Source organism: Stenotrophomonas acidaminiphila, assembly GCF_001431595.1.
GTDB classification, from domain to species: Bacteria; Pseudomonadota; Gammaproteobacteria; order Xanthomonadales; family Xanthomonadaceae; genus Stenotrophomonas; species Stenotrophomonas acidaminiphila.
This window is the reverse complement of the sequence record NZ_LDJO01000038.1, coordinates 38989-55285: the sequence shown is the minus strand read 5'-3', so window position 1 is coordinate 55285 and position 16297 is coordinate 38989. Positions and strand designations below refer to the sequence as shown.

At 71.2% G+C, this 16297-nt stretch carries 11 protein-coding genes and 1 riboswitch; of the genes, 6 read left to right on the top strand and 5 right to left on the bottom strand.

The genetic code is table 11. The annotated features are described in order from the left end of the window. Positions 1–76: 76 nt before the first annotated feature. The 3 genes from ABB33_RS12450 to ABB33_RS12440 all read right to left on the bottom strand — a co-directional run bounded on the left by ABB33_RS12450 (position 77) and on the right by ABB33_RS12440 (position 8613). Positions 77–3004: a serine/threonine-protein kinase gene (locus ABB33_RS12450; protein WP_056932320.1), complete on the bottom strand. Its 2928-nt coding sequence runs from the start codon at positions 3002–3004 to the stop codon at positions 77–79. A 42-nt stretch (positions 3005–3046) separates the two neighbouring features. Further along, positions 3047–5758, bottom strand: coding sequence for a phosphoenolpyruvate carboxylase (gene ppc, locus ABB33_RS12445; RefSeq protein ID WP_056932319.1), 2712 nt, complete (start codon positions 5756–5758; stop codon positions 3047–3049). A gap of 350 nt (positions 5759–6108) precedes the next feature. Then, the gene (locus tag ABB33_RS12440) at positions 6109–8613 is read right to left on the bottom strand and encodes a S9 family peptidase (protein ID WP_056932318.1); all 2505 of its coding nucleotides are present in this window, start codon (positions 8611–8613) and stop codon (positions 6109–6111) included. Between the two features lie 105 nt (positions 8614–8718). Then, a riboswitch (S-adenosyl-L-homocysteine riboswitch) is annotated at positions 8719–8825 on the top strand. Positions 8826–8857: 32 nt separating this feature from the next. Between ABB33_RS12440 and ahcY the strand changes: the two genes are divergently transcribed. The 3 genes from ahcY (at position 8858) to ABB33_RS12425 (ending at position 11858) form a co-directional block, all read left to right on the top strand. Then, the gene (ahcY, locus tag ABB33_RS12435; RefSeq protein ID WP_056932317.1) at positions 8858–10303 is read left to right on the top strand and encodes an adenosylhomocysteinase; all 1446 of its coding nucleotides are present in this window, start codon (positions 8858–8860) and stop codon (positions 10301–10303) included. Positions 10304–10469: 166 nt separating this feature from the next. Next, entirely contained in the window at positions 10470–11288 is an 819-nt protein-coding gene (locus ABB33_RS12430) for an alpha/beta hydrolase (protein WP_182212897.1), read from the top strand. A gap of 105 nt (positions 11289–11393) precedes the next feature. After that, on the top strand, positions 11394–11858 hold the full coding sequence (locus tag ABB33_RS12425; RefSeq protein ID WP_054667587.1) for a GNAT family N-acetyltransferase: 465 nt from the start codon (positions 11394–11396) through the stop codon (positions 11856–11858). 6 nt (positions 11859–11864) lie between these two features. On the opposite strand, the gene ABB33_RS12420 is transcribed toward ABB33_RS12425, so the two are convergent. Next, entirely contained in the window at positions 11865–12419 is a 555-nt protein-coding gene (locus tag ABB33_RS12420) for a DUF3228 family protein (protein WP_054667588.1), read from the bottom strand. A 231-nt stretch (positions 12420–12650) separates the two neighbouring features. Here ABB33_RS12420 and ABB33_RS12415 point away from each other — a divergent pair, with 231 nt between their 5' ends. From ABB33_RS12415 to ABB33_RS12405, 3 genes are all read left to right on the top strand, one after another. After that, a complete protein-coding gene (locus ABB33_RS12415; RefSeq protein WP_056932332.1) occupies positions 12651–13409 on the top strand; it encodes a COG4705 family protein in 759 nt (252 codons plus the stop codon). A gap of 94 nt (positions 13410–13503) precedes the next feature. After that, positions 13504–14334, top strand: a complete 831-nt coding sequence (metF, locus tag ABB33_RS12410; protein ID WP_054667589.1) for a methylenetetrahydrofolate reductase [NAD(P)H] — start codon at positions 13504–13506, stop codon at positions 14332–14334. A 55-nt stretch (positions 14335–14389) separates the two neighbouring features. Further along, the gene (locus tag ABB33_RS12405) at positions 14390–14965 is read left to right on the top strand and encodes a DUF4124 domain-containing protein (protein ID WP_056932315.1); all 576 of its coding nucleotides are present in this window, start codon (positions 14390–14392) and stop codon (positions 14963–14965) included. Here ABB33_RS12405 and ABB33_RS12400 read toward each other — a convergent pair. After that, positions 14955–15908, bottom strand: a complete 954-nt coding sequence (locus ABB33_RS12400) for a Nudix family hydrolase (RefSeq protein WP_056932314.1) — start codon at positions 15906–15908, stop codon at positions 14955–14957. The genes ABB33_RS12405 and ABB33_RS12400 overlap by 11 nt on opposite strands. Between the last annotated feature and the right edge of the window lie 389 nt (positions 15909–16297).

Here is a 16297-nt window from a genome sequence, read left to right as displayed (position 1 = left end):
CGCCGCAACCGGAACGGGGAAGCGGGCGGGCACCGCAAGCGCGGCGCCGGCCAATCCCATCATGGCCACCGCGCCCTCAGCGGCCGCCGGCCGCGGCGATCACGTCCCTTGCCTTGTCGCGGACCGAACGCATCCCGGCATCCAGTTGCGCGGGGTCCATCTTCACCACCGGGTCCAGGTAGCGGGTGCGCAGCACGCTGGCCTCGTCCGTGCGCTGCAGGCGCTGCAGCAACGCGTACAGGCGCGCGGCGCTTTCGATCGTGTTCGGCGCCTGGGCGCCCAGCTTCTGCGTACGCAGCTGCAGGGCCGTCGCATAGGCCGCGCGCGCCGGTTCCAGCCGGCCCAGGGCGAGCAGGATGTCGCCGTTCAGGTTCCAGGTCCCGGCGATGATCGGGTGGTCCGGCGCGAGCGTGCGCCGCTGGCCCTCGAGGCAGCGCTGCGCATGCGGCAATGCCTGCGCATGGCGCCCCTGCCGGTGCAGCAGGCTCGCCAGGCTGCCCTGCGCCAGCAGGGTATTGGGATGATCCGGACCGCGGTGCTGCAGGTGCGAATCCAGCACTGCCTGCTGTACCCGCAGCGCCTGTGCCATGAACCCTGCACTGGCGGCCGGGTCGTCGGCCAGCGCGGCGCGCTTGCTCAGCACGCCGACCAGCCCGGTCATCGGCGAGATGGTCTGGGCACTGTCTTCGCCCTGCTGCTGGCGCCGGTACTCGACGACGCGCTCGATATCGGCCTGCACCTGGGCCAGCGCCGCATCGTCCCGCGCAAGCGCGAAGCCGTTGGTCGCCACCAGGTAGCGCGCCGACACGGTGTCCGGATGGCCTTCGCCGTAGCGCCGCGCCAGCACGTCGGCCACGCTGCGGGCCAGCACCTGCGACTGTTCGAACTGCTTCTGCTCGCGCAGCAGCTTGGCCTGGACCAGCGCCACGTACAGCGTGTCGCGATGCGTGGGCCCCAGGGCCCGCTGGTACAGCGACAACAACGCCTCGGCCTCCGGCCCGGCCTCCTCGCGACGGCCGGCCTGGATCAGCGCGTCGATGCGGTAACGGCGCAGCCGCAGCATGCGCTCGTCGCTTTCCGGCAGCGCGCTGCCGACACCCGTGCGGATCGCGTCGTAGGCGGCGATGGCGTCGTCGAAGCGGCCCTGGATGATCATCACGATGGCCCGCCCGAGTTCGGCCTCCAGCCGCTGCGGATCGCTCATCGGCCGTCCCGCGGTGGCGGCGTGCACCTGCGTATACAGGCGCTGCGCCTCGTCCGGGCGCCCGAGGGTGACCAGCACCCCGGCCAGCGCCAGTTCCGTAGACAGCCGCTCCGGGCTGTCCGCTGCCAGCGACTGCCGCTGCTCCAGCACCCGCCGCAACTGCGCCTCGGCGCTGACGTTGCTGCCGATCGCATGCAGCACGCCGGCCAGCGACTGCCTCAGCTCCGCCGCCAGCGCGGTGTCGTCGTCCACCTCGTTGCCGATCCGGTCCAGCGCATGCGCCACCACGTAGGTCTCCAGCGCATCGCGGGCGAGGTCGGTGGCACCGCGCGCGGCCGCGGCATCCACCAGCTGCAGCACCTGCGGCGAGGCCAGTTGCCGCCCGGATGCCGCGTCGGCCTTGAGCAGCATGTCCTTCTGCGCTTCGGCCAGCGAGCGCCCCATTGCCTGGATGTCCACGCTTTCCAGCGTGCTCCGCTGGAAATCGACGATCCGCTGCAGCTCATGTCCGCGGCGTTCGGCCAGCGCCTGCTGCGCCCGCGCCTCGCGCAGGGCCAGCACCGAGGCCAGCAGGCCGCCCAGTACCGACAGCAGCACCAGCGCGGCGGCGGCCAGCGGCCAGGCATTGCGCCGCAGCAGCCGCCGCGCGCGATAACCGCGCTCGCCGGCGCGCGCGCTGACCGGGCGATGGGCCAGGTAACGGCGCAGGTCCTCGGCCAATGCCGCGACCGAGGCGTAGCGACGCTCCGGCTCCTTGCGCAGCGCCTTGAGCACGATGGCATCGATGTCTGCCGGCACCGCACGGGCGCGCGGCCGCGGCGTGCCGGCGTCGCGCAGCCGCCGGCTGGGCGGCGGCACGTCGGTGTTGGCGATGGCGTTGTACAGGCCGGCCGGATTGTCGATCTCGGCGAACGGCAACTGCCCGCAGACCAGCTGGTACAGCACCGCGCCCAGCGAGTAGACGTCGGTGGCCGTGGTCAGCGGCTGGCAGGCGAGCTGCTCGGGGCTGGCATAGGCCAGGGTGAGCGCATGCTGGCCGGTACGGGTATCGCCGGCCGCCGCACTGTCCTCGTCGATCAGGCGGGCGATGCCGAAATCCAGCAACCGCGGCTGGCCGCGGGCGTCGACCAGGATGTTGGCCGGCTTGAGGTCGCGGTGGATCACCAGGCAGCGGTGCGCCTCGGCCACTGCTTCGCAGATCCTGACGAACAGCGCGATGCGCTCGTCCAGCGGCAGGCGCGCGGCATGCACGTCAACGCGCTCGCCTTCGACGTACTCCATCGCCAGGAACGGACGGCCGTCGGCGAGGATGCCGCCGTCGAGCAGGCGCGCGATGCCGGGGTGGTCCAGCCGTGCCAGCAGCTCGCGCTCGCGGGCGAAGCGTTCGCGCAGTTCCGGCGACGCCTCGGCGACCGGGTTGAGCAGCTTCAGCGCGACCTTCTGCACGAAGCCGCCGTGGCTGCGTTCGGCCAGGTACACCACGCCCATGCCGCCGGCGCCCAGGCGCTGCAGCAGGCGGTACTCGCGGCTGGCGTCGGCCGATGCCTCCTGGCCGCTGAGGTCCTGCCCCGGGTCGGGCGGCGGCAGCCCGGGCGAGCGGCACGACACCACCAGCGTCTGGTCGGCCTCCATGCCGGCGAGCAGCGCCCGCACTTCATCGGCGATCGTCGCGTCACCGGCCGCCTCGCGGGCGATCAGTTCCTCGCGGGCGCTGCCCTGCAGGTCCAGCGCCTGCAGCACGATCTGCTTGATCCGGTGGTAACGCGCCGCGTCGCCAGCGTTCTCCTCCCCTTCGCGCATCGTCCCCATTCCCCGTTCCCCTCCCCGTGCGGCAGGCCACCGTCAGCCGGTATTCTGCACGCCCTGCGACACTCCGTTCACGCAGGCCACCAGCGCGCGCAGCAGCGCCTCGTCCTCGCGGCCACTGTGCCGCCAGCGCTGCAGCAGGTCCACCTGCAGGGTACTGATCGGGTCGATGTAGGGGTTGCGCAGGCGGATGGACAGCGCCAGCCGCGGATCGTGCGCGAGCAGTTCCTGCTGCCCGCTGAGCCGCTTGACCCAGTGCGCGGTCAGCGCCAGCTCCTCGCGGATCACCGGGAAGAAGCGCGCGTGCAGCGGCCCGGCCAGGCGCGAGAACTGCTCGGCGATGTGGATGTCGCCCTTGCTCAGCACCATCGCCATGTCGTCCAGGAAGGTGGCGAAGAAGGGCCAGTCGTGCGCCATCTCGCGCAGCCGCTCCTCGTGGCCCGCATCGGCGGCGGCCTGCAGGCCGCTGCCCACACCGAACCAGCCGGGAATCACCGCGCGCGCCTGGCTCCAGGCGAACACCCACGGGATCGCGCGCAGGTTGGACAGGGCCGCGTCCTGGCCGAGCCTGCGCGAGGGCCGCGAGCCCAGGGTCATGCGCTCGATCACGTCGATCGGAGTGGCGTTGCGGAAGTAATCCATGAACTGCGCGTCGCCGACGAAGCCGCGGTAGCGGCGTGCGCTCTCGGCCGCGACGATGTCCATCACCGGCGTCCACAGCCGCTCGCGCGGCTCGGGCGCGCGCGGGCGCAGGCTGGCCCGCAGCACCGCGCCGGCGGCCTGCTCCAGCGAGCGCAGCGCCAGCGCGCGGATGCCGTACTTGCGGTGGATCACCTCGCCCTGCTCGGTGACCCGCAGGCGGCCGTCGATGCTGCCCGGCGGCGAGGCGTCGACCGCATGCGTGGTCTTGGTGCCGCCACGGCTGATCGAACCGCCGCGGCCGTGGAAGAAGGTCAGGCGCACGCCGTGGGCGGCGGCCACGGCCAGCAGTTCCACCTGCGCCTGCTGCAACCCCCAGCGCGAGGCGGCGATGCCACCGTCCTTGCCGCTGTCCGAGTAGCCGAGCATCACCATCTGCACATCGCCGCGCGCGGCCAGGTGCGCGCGGTACACCGGGTCGTCCAGCAGATCGCCCAGGGTCGCGGTGCCGTGGCGCAGGTCGTCCACCGTCTCGAACAGCGGCGCGATGTCCAGCGGCACCGCGTTGCCGGCGTCGACCAGGCCGCCACGGCGCGCCAGCGCCAGCACCGCGAGCACGTCGCCACGGTCGTGGGCCATCGAGATGATGTAGCTGCCCAGCGCGTCGGCGCCGTGCCGGGCGCGCGCATCGGCCAGCGCCGCGAACACCTTGTCCAGCCGCTGCCCGGCTTCGTCGTCGCCGCGCGGCAAGGTGGTCTCGCCGGCGGCATAGGGCGCCAGCTGGCGGGCGCGCGCCGCGCCGTCCAGTGCCTCGAACGCCGCCTGCCCGCCCAGCACCTCGGCCAGCGCGCGCGCATGCACGCTCGATTCCTGGCGCACGTCCAGCCGCGCCAGGTGGAAGCCGAAGGTGCGCACGCGCCACAGCAGGCGCCGCACCGAGAACCAGCCGGCGTGGCGGCCACGGTTCGCGTCCAGGCTGTCGAGGATCAACTGGATGTCGTCGGCCAGCTCATCCGGCGAGCGGTATGCGCCCTCGGCATCGTCGAGCGTGGCCTGCAGCCGCGCGCGCATGCGGTCGTTGAGCAGGCGGTAGGGCATGTCGGCGTGGCGCGGGCGCGACTGCACCTGCGGCAACAGCGCGCGATATACATCCACGCGCGCGCGCACCGCCTCGCTCACCCCGACCAGTTCGGTGGACTGGCTGAGCAGGCTGGCGAGCTTGAGCAGGTCCCTCTGGTACAGCTCCAGCACCGCGGCGCGCTGCGCGTTCAAGGTGGCGGCGATGGTGCCCGCATCGACATTGGGGTTGCCGTCCATGTCGCCGCCCACCCAGGTGCCGAAGCGCACCAGCCGCGGCAGCGGCAGGGTGCGGCCCCAGGTGTCGCGCAGCGCCTGCTCCAGCGATTCGTAGAACACCGGCATCACCCGGTACAGCACCCGGGTGAGGTAGAAGCCGACGTGCTCGCGCTCATCCTCCACGCCGGGCCGCACCGGCGATGAATCGGCGGTCTGCCACGACGCGGTGAGCGCCATGCGCAGGCGCGCGGTATCGGCGGCCTGCTCGCCCGGCGTGCGCTGGCCGTCGAGGTTGTCCACCAGGCTCGCCACCATCAGCTGCTCTTTCTCCAGCAGCGCGCGGCGCACCGCCTCGGTGGGATGGGCGGTGAACACCGGTTCGATGTCGATGCGCGGCAACCACTGCACCAGCTCTTCCAGGGTCACGCCCTGCGCCTTGAGCTGCTGCAGCGCATCCTGCAGGCCTTCGGGCTGCGGACGCTTGGTGCCGGCGCGCTGGTAGTCGCGGCGGCGGCGGATGCGGTGCACGCGCTCGGCGATGTTCACCACCTGGAAATAGGTACTGAACGCACGCACCAGCGCCTCGGCCTGGCGCGGCGTGCGCCCGGCCAGCTGCGCGCTGAGCGTGGCCAGCGGCGCCTGGCTCTCGCGGCGCGCGATCGCGGCGGTGCGCACCTCCTCCACTTCATCGAGGAACGCGGGCGAGACCTGCTCGGAAAGGAGATCGCCGACCATCGCGCCGAGGCGACGGACATCGTCGCGCAGGGGCAGGTCGGGGGTGGCGAAGACGACGCTGCTGCGGTACTCGTTCATCCAGGAACCGGAACCTCGGAAGCGGGAACGTCCCCAAGCCTAACTGAAAAATTCCGCGTTTTTTGCAGTGCATCAACCGGGAAAATGGTTGCATCTGCATGTTGTCCGGCGGCTGTCGTTGCGGACATCGCAATGGCACCGCGAGCGCCGCGCCATGGACAGTGGATGACGCGAGTGACGCCAGGCTTCCCGCGACAGCGCCCGCTGCCGGCAAGGCGGGCCGGAAAGGCCCCGGGCCAGGAAGCCGCGAGTACATGGCGCCGCGACAGCCGGGAACAGGCCCCACGGCCTGCGACGCAGACCGTGGGGCGGGCGCGCGGAGCGCCGGCATGCGCCGGCCCGCGGCGGGATTAGCGCTTGCCGTCCTTCGCCGGTGCCGCCAGCCAGCGGTCCAGCCAGTCCTCGCTCTCGGCGAGCATGGTCATGATCGATTCGCGTGCGCGGTAGGCGTGCGATTCGTTGGGCAGCATCACCAGCCGCGCGTTGCCGCCCAGGCCCTTGACCGCGGCGAACATGCGCTCGCTCTGCATCGGGAACGTGCCCGAATTGTTGTCGTCCACGCCATGGATGAACAGGATCGCGTCCTTGATGTCGCCGGCGTAGTTGAACGGCGACATCTTCAGGTAGGTGTCCTGCGCCTGCCAGTAGTTGCGCTCCTCGGCCTGGAAGCCGAACGGGGTGAGCGTGCGGTTGTAGGCGCCGGAGCGGGCGATGCCGGCCTTGAACAGGCGCGTGTGCGCCAGCAGGTTGGCGGTCATGAATGCGCCATACGAATGTCCGCCGACGGCGATGCGGCCACGGTCGGCCACGCCACGGCGCACCACCTCGTCCACCGCCGCCTGCGCGCTGGCCACCAGCTGCTGCACGTAGGTGTCGTTGGGCTCGGCATCACCCTCGCCGACGATCGGCATGGTCGGGTTGTTGAGCACCACGTAGCCCTTGGCCAGGAACGCCTGCGGGCCCCAGTAGCTGATCGCATTGAAACGGTGCGGGGAGCCGCTGACCTGGCTGGCGTCGCCGGCCGATTTGAATTCGGCCGGGTAGGCCCACATCAGCAGCGGGCGCGGACCGTCCTTCTTCGGGTCGTAACCGGGCGGCAGCAGCAGGTCGGCGGTGAGTTCGACGCCGTCGTTGCGCGTGTAGCGGATCTGTTCCTTGTTCACGCCACGCAGCTGCGGCAGCGGATGCGTGTTGCGGGTCAGGGCGAGCGGCGCCGTCGCATCGCCCAGCGCACGCGTGTACAGGTTGGACGGCTCGTCGTTGGACTCGCGGCTGTACAGCACGCGCGGCATGGGGCCCTCGATCACCGCCACCGGTGACTCGTAGTACGGCGCCTGCGAATGGAACAGGCGCTCGGCGCTGCCGCTGTCCAGGTCGATCCGGTCCAGGAACGGGCGGTCGCCTTGCGGCGAGGCGCCGTCACCGACGCGGTAGAAGCCTTTGCCGTCGGCGCTGAACTGCAGGCGCGCGCGGCCGCTGTCGTCCGGCTGCAGCAGCGGCTCGCCCGGATCGCCGTAGCGGTCGTCCTCCGAGCGCGCGTACAGCAACGCCGGCGCCTGCTCCGGATGATCCGGCGCGATCTTCCACTGCTTCACCTGGCGGGTCTTCCACCAGTACTCGTCCAGCAGCGCCACGTCGCCGCGGCCCCAGGTGATGCCGGCGTAGCGCGAGCCCAGCCGCGCCAGAGTCACCGGCGGCCGCTCGAACGGCGCGGCCTGGACCAGCACCGCGTCGCGGATCGCCGCCTCGCGCGCCGGATCGCCACCGTCCTGCGCTTCGGCCCAGACCAGGGTGGCCGGCGCATCGGCGCGCCAGGAGATCGAACGCACCCCGGTCGGCACCGCGTCGTTGCCGGTCGGCAGGCCCTCGACCAGCGGCAGCCTGGCCACCGTGTGCGCGACCCGACCCTGCGCGTCCAGCACCTCGATGCGGCGCGGGAAACGGTTCACCGGCACCGCGTAGGAGAACGGCCGCTCCACGCGCTGGCTGAGCAGGTAGTTGCCGTCCGGCGAGGGCGACAGCCCCAGGTACAGACCCGGTATGCCCAGCGGCCGGCTCTCGCCGTTGATCGCCACCCGCACCGGCTGCGCCTGCAGGTAGTACTCGAACAGGCGCGCGTCATGCTCGTTCTTCAGCAGGTCCTGGTAGGTACGCACCGAGCGCACGCCAGCGCCGGCCTCGGTCTGCTGCACCGCCGGACCGGTCGGGATGCCGTCGCCCACCGGCGCGGCGCCCTGGCCGGCCGGGCGCTGCATCACCAGCAGCGCATCGCCGCCCGGCGCCCACGCATAGCCGTTGCCGACCACCGAGTTCAGCCGCTCGGCCACGCGGCGCGCGCTGCCGGCGGCCACGTCCACCAGCCACAGCTCGTTGCTGCCGCTGGCCGGATCCACCTGGTTGAACGCCAGGTACTTCTGGTCCGGCGACCAGGCCAGCGAGGCCACCGACAACGGCTGCGGCAGGCCGCTGATCTGGCGCTCGGCGCCATCGGCGGTGGAGATCAGCCACAGTCTGCTGCCGAACGAGAAGCGGCTGTCGGAAAAGGTCCTGGGGTTGATCCGCAGACCGGCCAGCTTCAGTTCCGGCTGCGCCACCTGGGCGATCGACGGCAGCGGCGGGGTCTGCAGCATCGCGGCCAGGTCGCGGCGCGGCGACAGCCGCAGGGTCGGCGCGCGCGGGGCGTCGACCACCGCCTGCAGCGCCGCCGACGGCAGGCGATAGCCCTGGGCATCGCTGGCGGCGGCGTTGGCGGCCGGGGCGGCCGCCAGCAACGGCGGCACGGCCAGCAGCAGGCCGGCGCACAGCACCAGCGCCGCGGACGCGCGGCGGGGGCGGCGGGAAGCGAACATCGTCATGGCAATCCTCTGGGTGCGGTCTCAACCGCACACGTTAACAATCCCCGGCTGCCGGCTCCCCTGCCTTTGGTTGGGCAGGGCCGGCGCGCGATATAATCGGCGCCCCCGTCCGAGGGGCGCTGCGACCGCCGTGTGGAGTCCCCCGCAAGGGCCGGACCGGCACGGCGGCCAGGCTCGGACGGCACCGCATGCAACAACGGCGCCCGGCGAACGCGAGCCTGCTCGCACCACACCGGAGCCTCACATGAACGCTGTTGCAAAGACCTTCTCCCAGGAAGGCGACTACAAGGTCGCCGACATCTCGCTGGCCGACTGGGGCCGCAAGGAAATCGACATCGCCGAGCACGAGATGCCCGGCCTGATGGCGATCCGCCGCAAGCACGCCGCCGCGCAGCCGCTCAAGGGCGTGCGCGTGACCGGCTCGCTGCACATGACCATCCAGACCGCGGTGCTGATCGAAACGCTCAAGGACATCGGCGGCGACGTGCGCTGGGCCTCGTGCAACATCTTCTCCACCCAGGACCAGGCGGCCGCGGCCATCGCCGCCACCGGCACGCCGGTGTTCGCGTGGAAGGGCGAGACCCTGGAGGAGTACTGGGACTGCACCCTGGAAGCGCTGACCTTCAAGGCCGCCGACGGCACCCTGCTGGGGCCGGAACTGGTGGTCGACGACGGTGGCGACGTCACCCTGCTGATCCACAAGGGCTACGAGCTGGAGAACGGCAGCGACTGGGTGAACACCCCGTCCGGCTCGCACGAGGAACAGGTCATCAAGAACCTGCTCAAGCGCGTGCACGCCGAGCGACCGGGCTACTGGACCCGCGTGGTCAAGGACTGGAAGGGCGTCTCCGAGGAGACCACCACCGGCGTGCACCGCCTGTACCAGCTGGCCGAAGCCGGCACCCTGCTGGTCCCGGCGATCAACGTCAACGACTCGGTCACCAAGAGCAAGTTCGACAACCTGTACGGCTGCCGCGAATCGCTGGCCGACGGGCTCAAGCGCGCGATGGACGTGATGCTGGCCGGCAAGGTCGCCGTGGTCTGTGGCTACGGCGACGTCGGCAAGGGCTCGGCGCACTCGCTGCGCGCCTATGGCGCGCGCGTGATCGTCACCGAGATCGACCCGATCTGCGCCCTGCAGGCGGCGATGGAGGGCTTCGAGGTCAACACCATCGAGTCCACCCTGGGCCGCGCCGACATCTACGTCACCACCACCGGCAACAAGGACATCATCCGCATCGAGCACCTGAGCGCGATGAAGGACCAGGCCATCGTCTGCAACATCGGCCACTTCGACAACGAGATCCAGGTCGATGCGCTGAACGGCTACACCGGCGTGAAGAAGATCAACATCAAGCCGCAGGTGGACAAGTACGTGTTCCCGAACGGCAACGCGATCTTCCTGCTGGCCGAGGGCCGCCTGGTGAACCTGGGCTGCGCCACCGGCCACCCGAGCTTCGTGATGTCCAACAGCTTCGCCAACCAGACCCTGGCGCAGATCGACCTGTGGGCCAACAAGGACAGCTACAAGGCCGACGTCTACCGCCTGCCGAAGAAGCTGGACGAGGAAGTGGCTCGCCTGCACCTGGAAAAGATCGGCGTCAAGCTGACCACCCTGACCCAGGAACAGGCCGACTACCTCGGCGTGCCGGTCGACGGCCCGTTCAAGCCGGAGCACTACCGCTACTGACCGGCGCGCCGGTCATCGCGTGAAGCACCAAGACGGGCGCCGCAGGGCGCCCGTCCTGCTTTCGCCGGACGCCCACGACCGCGGCACGTGTTCTCGCCGGCCACGCGCGCTTGCTACCCTGCGCGACCCTGTCCCGACGCCGTCCACCGACATGACGATGAGATCGATGCTTCCCGCCATCGCGGCCCTGCTGATGGCAGCCCTGCCAGGCACCGCCAGCGCGCAACCGGCGCTGCCGGCACACGACAGCTTCGTCATCCAGTCGCAGCGCCTGCAGGAGGCGCGCACCATCAACGTCTACCTGCCGCCCGCCGACGCGGCAACGGCGCATCCGGTGCTGTACATGCCCGATGGCGGCATCGCCGAGGACTTCCCGCACGTGGCCGCCACGGTCGATGCCGGCATCCGCGCCGGGCGGATCGCGCCGCTGCTGGTGGTCGGCATCGAGAACACCCAGCGCCGCCGCGACATGACCGGCCCGACCCGGGTCGACAGCGACCGCCGCATCGCGCCGGTGGTCGGCGGCTCGGCCGCGTTCCGTGCGTTCATTGCCGAGGAGCTGGTGCCCGAGATCGAGCGCCGTTACCGCACCACGGGCTCGCGCGGCATCATCGGCGAGTCGCTGGCCGGGCTGTTCATCGTCGAAACCCTGTTCGAGCAGCCGACCCTGTTCGATACCTGGATCGCCTTCAGCCCCAGCCTGTGGTGGAACGAAGCGGCACTCACCCGCAGCGCCGGCGGGCGGCTGCAGGGCATGCCCGGCCTGAAGGGCCGGATGCTGCTGGCCTGGGGCGACGAGGACACCATCGGCCCGCACGCGCAGGCGCTGTCGGACACGGTGAAGCGTGCCGGTCCTGCGCACCTGCAGTGGCAGGCCCTGCCGCGCCCGGACCTGCGCCACGACACCATCTACACCACGCTCGAAGCCATGGCGATCGAGCGCATGTATCCGGCCACCCCCGGCAACGGCGACGGCAGGCGCTGACCCTTCGCGGGAGGCGACCAGGCGCATGGCCGCAAGCGGGCGCGGATTCGGCTTCCGGTGGAGAATCCGACGCCGACCCCGGTTTACCCTGACCCCGGTTCACGCATGTCTCTTTCGATCCACGAAGTACCGCCGACCGATGCGCCGCTGGCGCTGCTCCTGCTGGCCGATCCTTCCGAGTCCAAGGTACGCGCCTACCTGCCGGGCGCACGCTGTTTCGCAGCGCGCGTGGACGGCGCCATCGCCGGCATCTGCGCGGTGGTGACGCACGCGCAGGGCCGCCACGAGCTGATCAACATCGCCGTCGATCCGGCCTGGCAGCAGCGCGGCATCGGCTCACGGCTGCTGGTGCACGTGATCGACACGTACCGGCGCGAAGGCGCGGACCGGCTTGAAGTCGGCACCGGCGCCTTCGGCTACCCGCTCGCGTTCTACCAGCGGCATGGCTTCCGTGTGTTCCAGGTGGACCGCGACTTCTTCCTGCGCAACTACGACGAAGCGATCGTCGAGGACGGCATCCAGCATCGCGACATGCTGCGCCTGGCGCTCGACTACCGCCCGGCGCACTGAGCGCGCTCAGCGCCAGTTCGCGTTCGCTTCCCAGAATTCCACCGCGCGCCGGTAGGCATCGCGGTCGATGGGCACGCCCGAGCCGCCCTCCTCCACGCCGAGCGCATTGCGCATCATGGTGATCGGCGCCATCGGGATTTCCGCCGGCTCGGCGGTGTACAGGCAGCCGACCACGCCCCAGTCGGCCTCGATGGGCGCGCCTTCCTTGGCCAGCTGTTCGCGGCTGTAGAGGATGACGACCAGGTAGTCGGCCACCGGCGGCTCCACGCCTTCGAACCAGCGCACCAGCACCGGCAGTTCCTCGCGCGTGCGCGCCTCGTAGGCCGAGCGCAGCAGGTGGCGGTTGCCATCGGTGACCGGCACGGTCAGGCAGCGGGTGGAGGTCCAGTTGCGGTGCACGTGCAGCTTGCAGAACGGCGCGTAGCCGTCGAGCACGCGCAGCGGCGCATGTGCGTTGAGGTGCCGCTCGAACTGCTCGGGCGTGCAGTCGCGGATCGTGTTCGGGCGCGGCGTGCGGGGGAACAGGCGGGTACGGGCGAAGGGGGTGAGGAAGATCGACATGGCCGGGACGTTCGGAAAACCCGGTCATTGTCGGCCATCGCCACCCGCCCGCGCACGCTGCGGCCGGGTCCGCGCCGGCGGTGGATGCGCGATGCGACCGGCACGTACAGCGCATGCCGGCCCCGGCGCCGTCCGCAGCGTGAACCGCTGGCGCCGCACACGGGATTCCGACACGGCTCCGACCGCCGCCCGCGCACGGTGGCGTTGTCGCCTCCACACCGGACCGCCGTCATGCAGACCCGTCCCCACCTGGGCGACAGCAAGGTTCCCGAAGTCACCCTCGCTTTCTGGATCACCAAGATCCTTGCCACCACCCTGGGCGAAGTCGGCGGCGACGCGGTCACCATGTCGATGGGCCTGGGCTACCTGGCCGGCACCGCGCTGTTCGCCGTGGTGTTCGCCGCCGCCGTGGCCGCGCAGATCCGCGCCAGCAGCTTCCGCCCCTGGCTGTACTGGGCGGCGATCATCGCCAGCACCACCGTGGGGACCACCCTGGCCGACTACCTGGACCGCTCGCTCGGCATCGGTTACGGCGGCGGCAGCAGCGTGCTGCTGGCATTGCTGCTGGGCACCCTGTTCTGCTGGCAGCGCAGTACCGGCAGCGTCTCGGTGGTGGACATCAACTCGCGGCGCAGCGAGCTGTTCTACTGGCTGACCATCACCTTCTCGCAGACCCTGGGCACCGCGCTGGGCGACTGGGCGGCCGATACCCGGGGGCTGGGCTATGCCGGTGGCATGGTCCTGTTCGGTGGCCTGCTGGCACTGGTCGCGGCGCTGCACCTGACGACCCGCCTGTCCAGGACCCTGCTGTTCTGGGCCGCCTTCATCCTCACCCGGCCACTGGGCGCGGTGGTCGGCGACTTCCTCGACAAGCCGCTCGATCACGGAGGGCTGGCGCTGAGCCGCTATGCCGCCTCGCTGGTGCTGTTGATGGCGATCGTGGCCTGTATCGCCCTGTTGCCGCAGCGCGCCGCCCGGCGGGCCCACTGAACCCACGCACGGGCGCCCGGTGACAACAGAAACAATTGCACATCCATCTTGATGGAGAGATATAATCTCGGCCAGGCCCACTCACCGCCCCGCCATGACCGCGCTCAGCTTCGAGTTCTACCCGCCCAAGACCGATGACCAGCGCGCGCAGCTGGACCGCACCGCGAGCAAGCTCAAGGTGCATGCCCCCGAGTACGTGTCCTGTACCTTCGGCGCCGGTGGCTCGACCCTGAGCTACACCTCCGAGACGGTGCGCCACCTCAACCAGCACCATGGCCTGCAGGCCGCGCCGCACCTGTCCTGCGTGGGCGGTACCCGCGAGGAGATCCGCGAGCTGCTCAAGCTGTACCGCGCCATCGGCGTGCGCCGCATCGTCGCCCTGCGCGGCGACCTGCCCTCGGGCATGGGCTTCCCCGGCGACCTGCGCTACGCCTCGGAGCTGATCGCGTTCATCCGCGCCGAGCACGGCGACGCGTTCCGCATCGAGGTCGGCGCGTATCCGGAAACGCACCCGCAGGCCAGCGACGCGCTGGCCGACCTGCGCCATTTCAAGGCCAAGATCGACGCCGGCGCCGACGCCGCCATCACCCAGTACTTCTACAACGCCGACGCCTACTTCCAGTTCGTCGATGCCACCCGCAAGCTGGGCGTGGACGTGCCGATCGTCCCCGGGGTGATGCCGATCTCCAACTTCAGCCAGCTGCGGCGCTTCTCCGAGCAGTGCGGCGCGGAGATCCCGCGCTGGATCGCCAAGCGCATGCAGGCCTATGGCGATGATGTCGACTCGGTGCGCGCGTTCGGTGCCGACGTGGTGGCGGCGTTGTGCGAGCGGCTGATCGCCGGCGGTGCGCCGTCGCTGCACTTCTACACGCTCAACCTGGCCAGGCCGACCAGCGCGGTGCTGCAGCGGCTCGGCCACGGCTGATCCCCCGCCGCACGGGTACACATCCCGTCACCCGGCCGCGGGTTAGGCTTGGCCCATGCGATCACTGCCGCTCCTGCTGCTCCCTGCCGCCCTGTGGGCGGGTGCCGCGCATGCGCAGCACGTCAACCGCTGCACCGACCCGCAGGGGCGGACGGTATACGGCGACAAGCCCTGCGAGGCGATGGGCGCGCGCGCGCGCCTGCTGCCCGAGGCGCGTCCTGCCGGCGCCAGCGGCCTGTACCGCGACAGCTGCGCGCGCCGGCTCAGCGAGGTCGTGGCGCAGATCCGCGCCGCGGTCGAGGCGCGCGACCCCAATCACCTGTCCGGCATCTATGCCTGGAGCGGGCTGTCCAGCACCGAAGCCACGCGGGTCATGGACCGCCTGGACGCCATCGTGCAGCGTCCGCTGGTCGACATCGCGCCGGTGTTCCCGCGTGACCCGGAGCTGCTGCCCGAGGGCGAAGGCGACCATGCCGCCGGCGACGCTGCGGCCATGTCCACCGAGATGCCGGCGCGGCGCCCGCGCCCGGTGGCGCTGCGCCTTGAGCAGACCCTCGGGCAGGGCGCCACGCCGTCGCGCACGCTGCTGAAACTGCGCCGGCAGTACAACTGCTTCTGGATCAGCCTGTAACCGGCCGCGGCCACAACGCGCGGATCGCGGCCACGCCCTGCGCGCCGTGCCGGCGCGCGGTGTCGATATCCGCGGCGGCCAACCCACCGATGGCGTAGATCGGCAGCGACACCTGCTCGCGCAGCTGCTCGAACGCGGCCCACCCCAGCGGCGTCGCCGCCGGATGGCTGGCGGTGGCCTGCACCGGGCCGAGCACCGCGAAGTCGCAGCCCAGGCGCTGTGCGGCCTGCAGCTGTGCCAGGTCGTGGCAGGAGGCACCGACCAGGACGCTTTCCGGCAACGGTCGCTGCTGCAGCTGCTGCAGCTGCTCGCTGCCCAGGTGCACGCCCACCCCCAGCTCCCTGGCCAGCGCGATGTCGCGGTTGAGCAACAGCTCGGCCTGGCGGCCGAGGCGCTCCACCGCGTCGCGCGCCAACGCTGCGCGGTCGCCGGCCTGCGGCGTGCGCAGCTGCACCCGGCGGATGCCGGCGTCCACCGCGGCCTGCACGCCCTCCAGCCAGGCTTCGCCGCCGGCCGCGGGCTCGGGCGTGACCAGGTAACGATCGGCCTGGCGCAGCGCGGCCACCACCGGCAGGTCCGCCGGCGGCATCGAATAGCGGCCCAGCCTGTCAGGCGCCACCCAGGTGATGGCCTGTCCTTCGCGCCCGCGCGCGCTTCCCTTCCAGCGCTGCACCAGGCGCACTTCCAGGCGCAGGCGCTTGTCCGGATAGAGTTGCGGCACTTCCATCAGCCAGTCGCCGACCTCGGCCTCGATGCCAAGCTCTTCGTGCAGCTCGCGCGCCAGCGCCTGCTCGGAGGTCTCGCCCGGCTCGCGTTTGCCGCCGGGGAATTCCCACAGCCCGGCCATGTCGCTGGTGCCATTGCGGCGGTTGAGCAGGATGCGGCCACGCGCGTCGGTGATGACGGCGGCCACGACATGGATGGAGCGCAACGGAGGAGTCATGCGCCGAGAATGCCGAAAACCCGGGGGACGGCGCAATCGCCTGCATGCGTGCATTTCCGGGCTGGGCGGTCATCGGAGGCCCGGTGTGGGGCGAGCCCCGCACCTGCGGTCATGCGCTGAGCCCAGGGACGCGCGCCACGGTCAACGGGCGGTATCACCGGGGAGCGCCTTTGGAGGAGCCCGCTGCGCCTGGGCGCGTCGGCGTACGAAGCGCGAATGGCGGAGCCGGCCCGAAGAGCGAACCACGTGCGGCAAGTCAAGGCGCGGGGTAGGCGTGACCTGCCTGCGCGACACCACCGGGCAGGCCAGCCGGGCGCCCGGTGCACTACGCCGGTCCGGGGAGGAAGAAAGCAACGCGTGGCCGCGGCCTCCGGCGCAGATCATGGAAC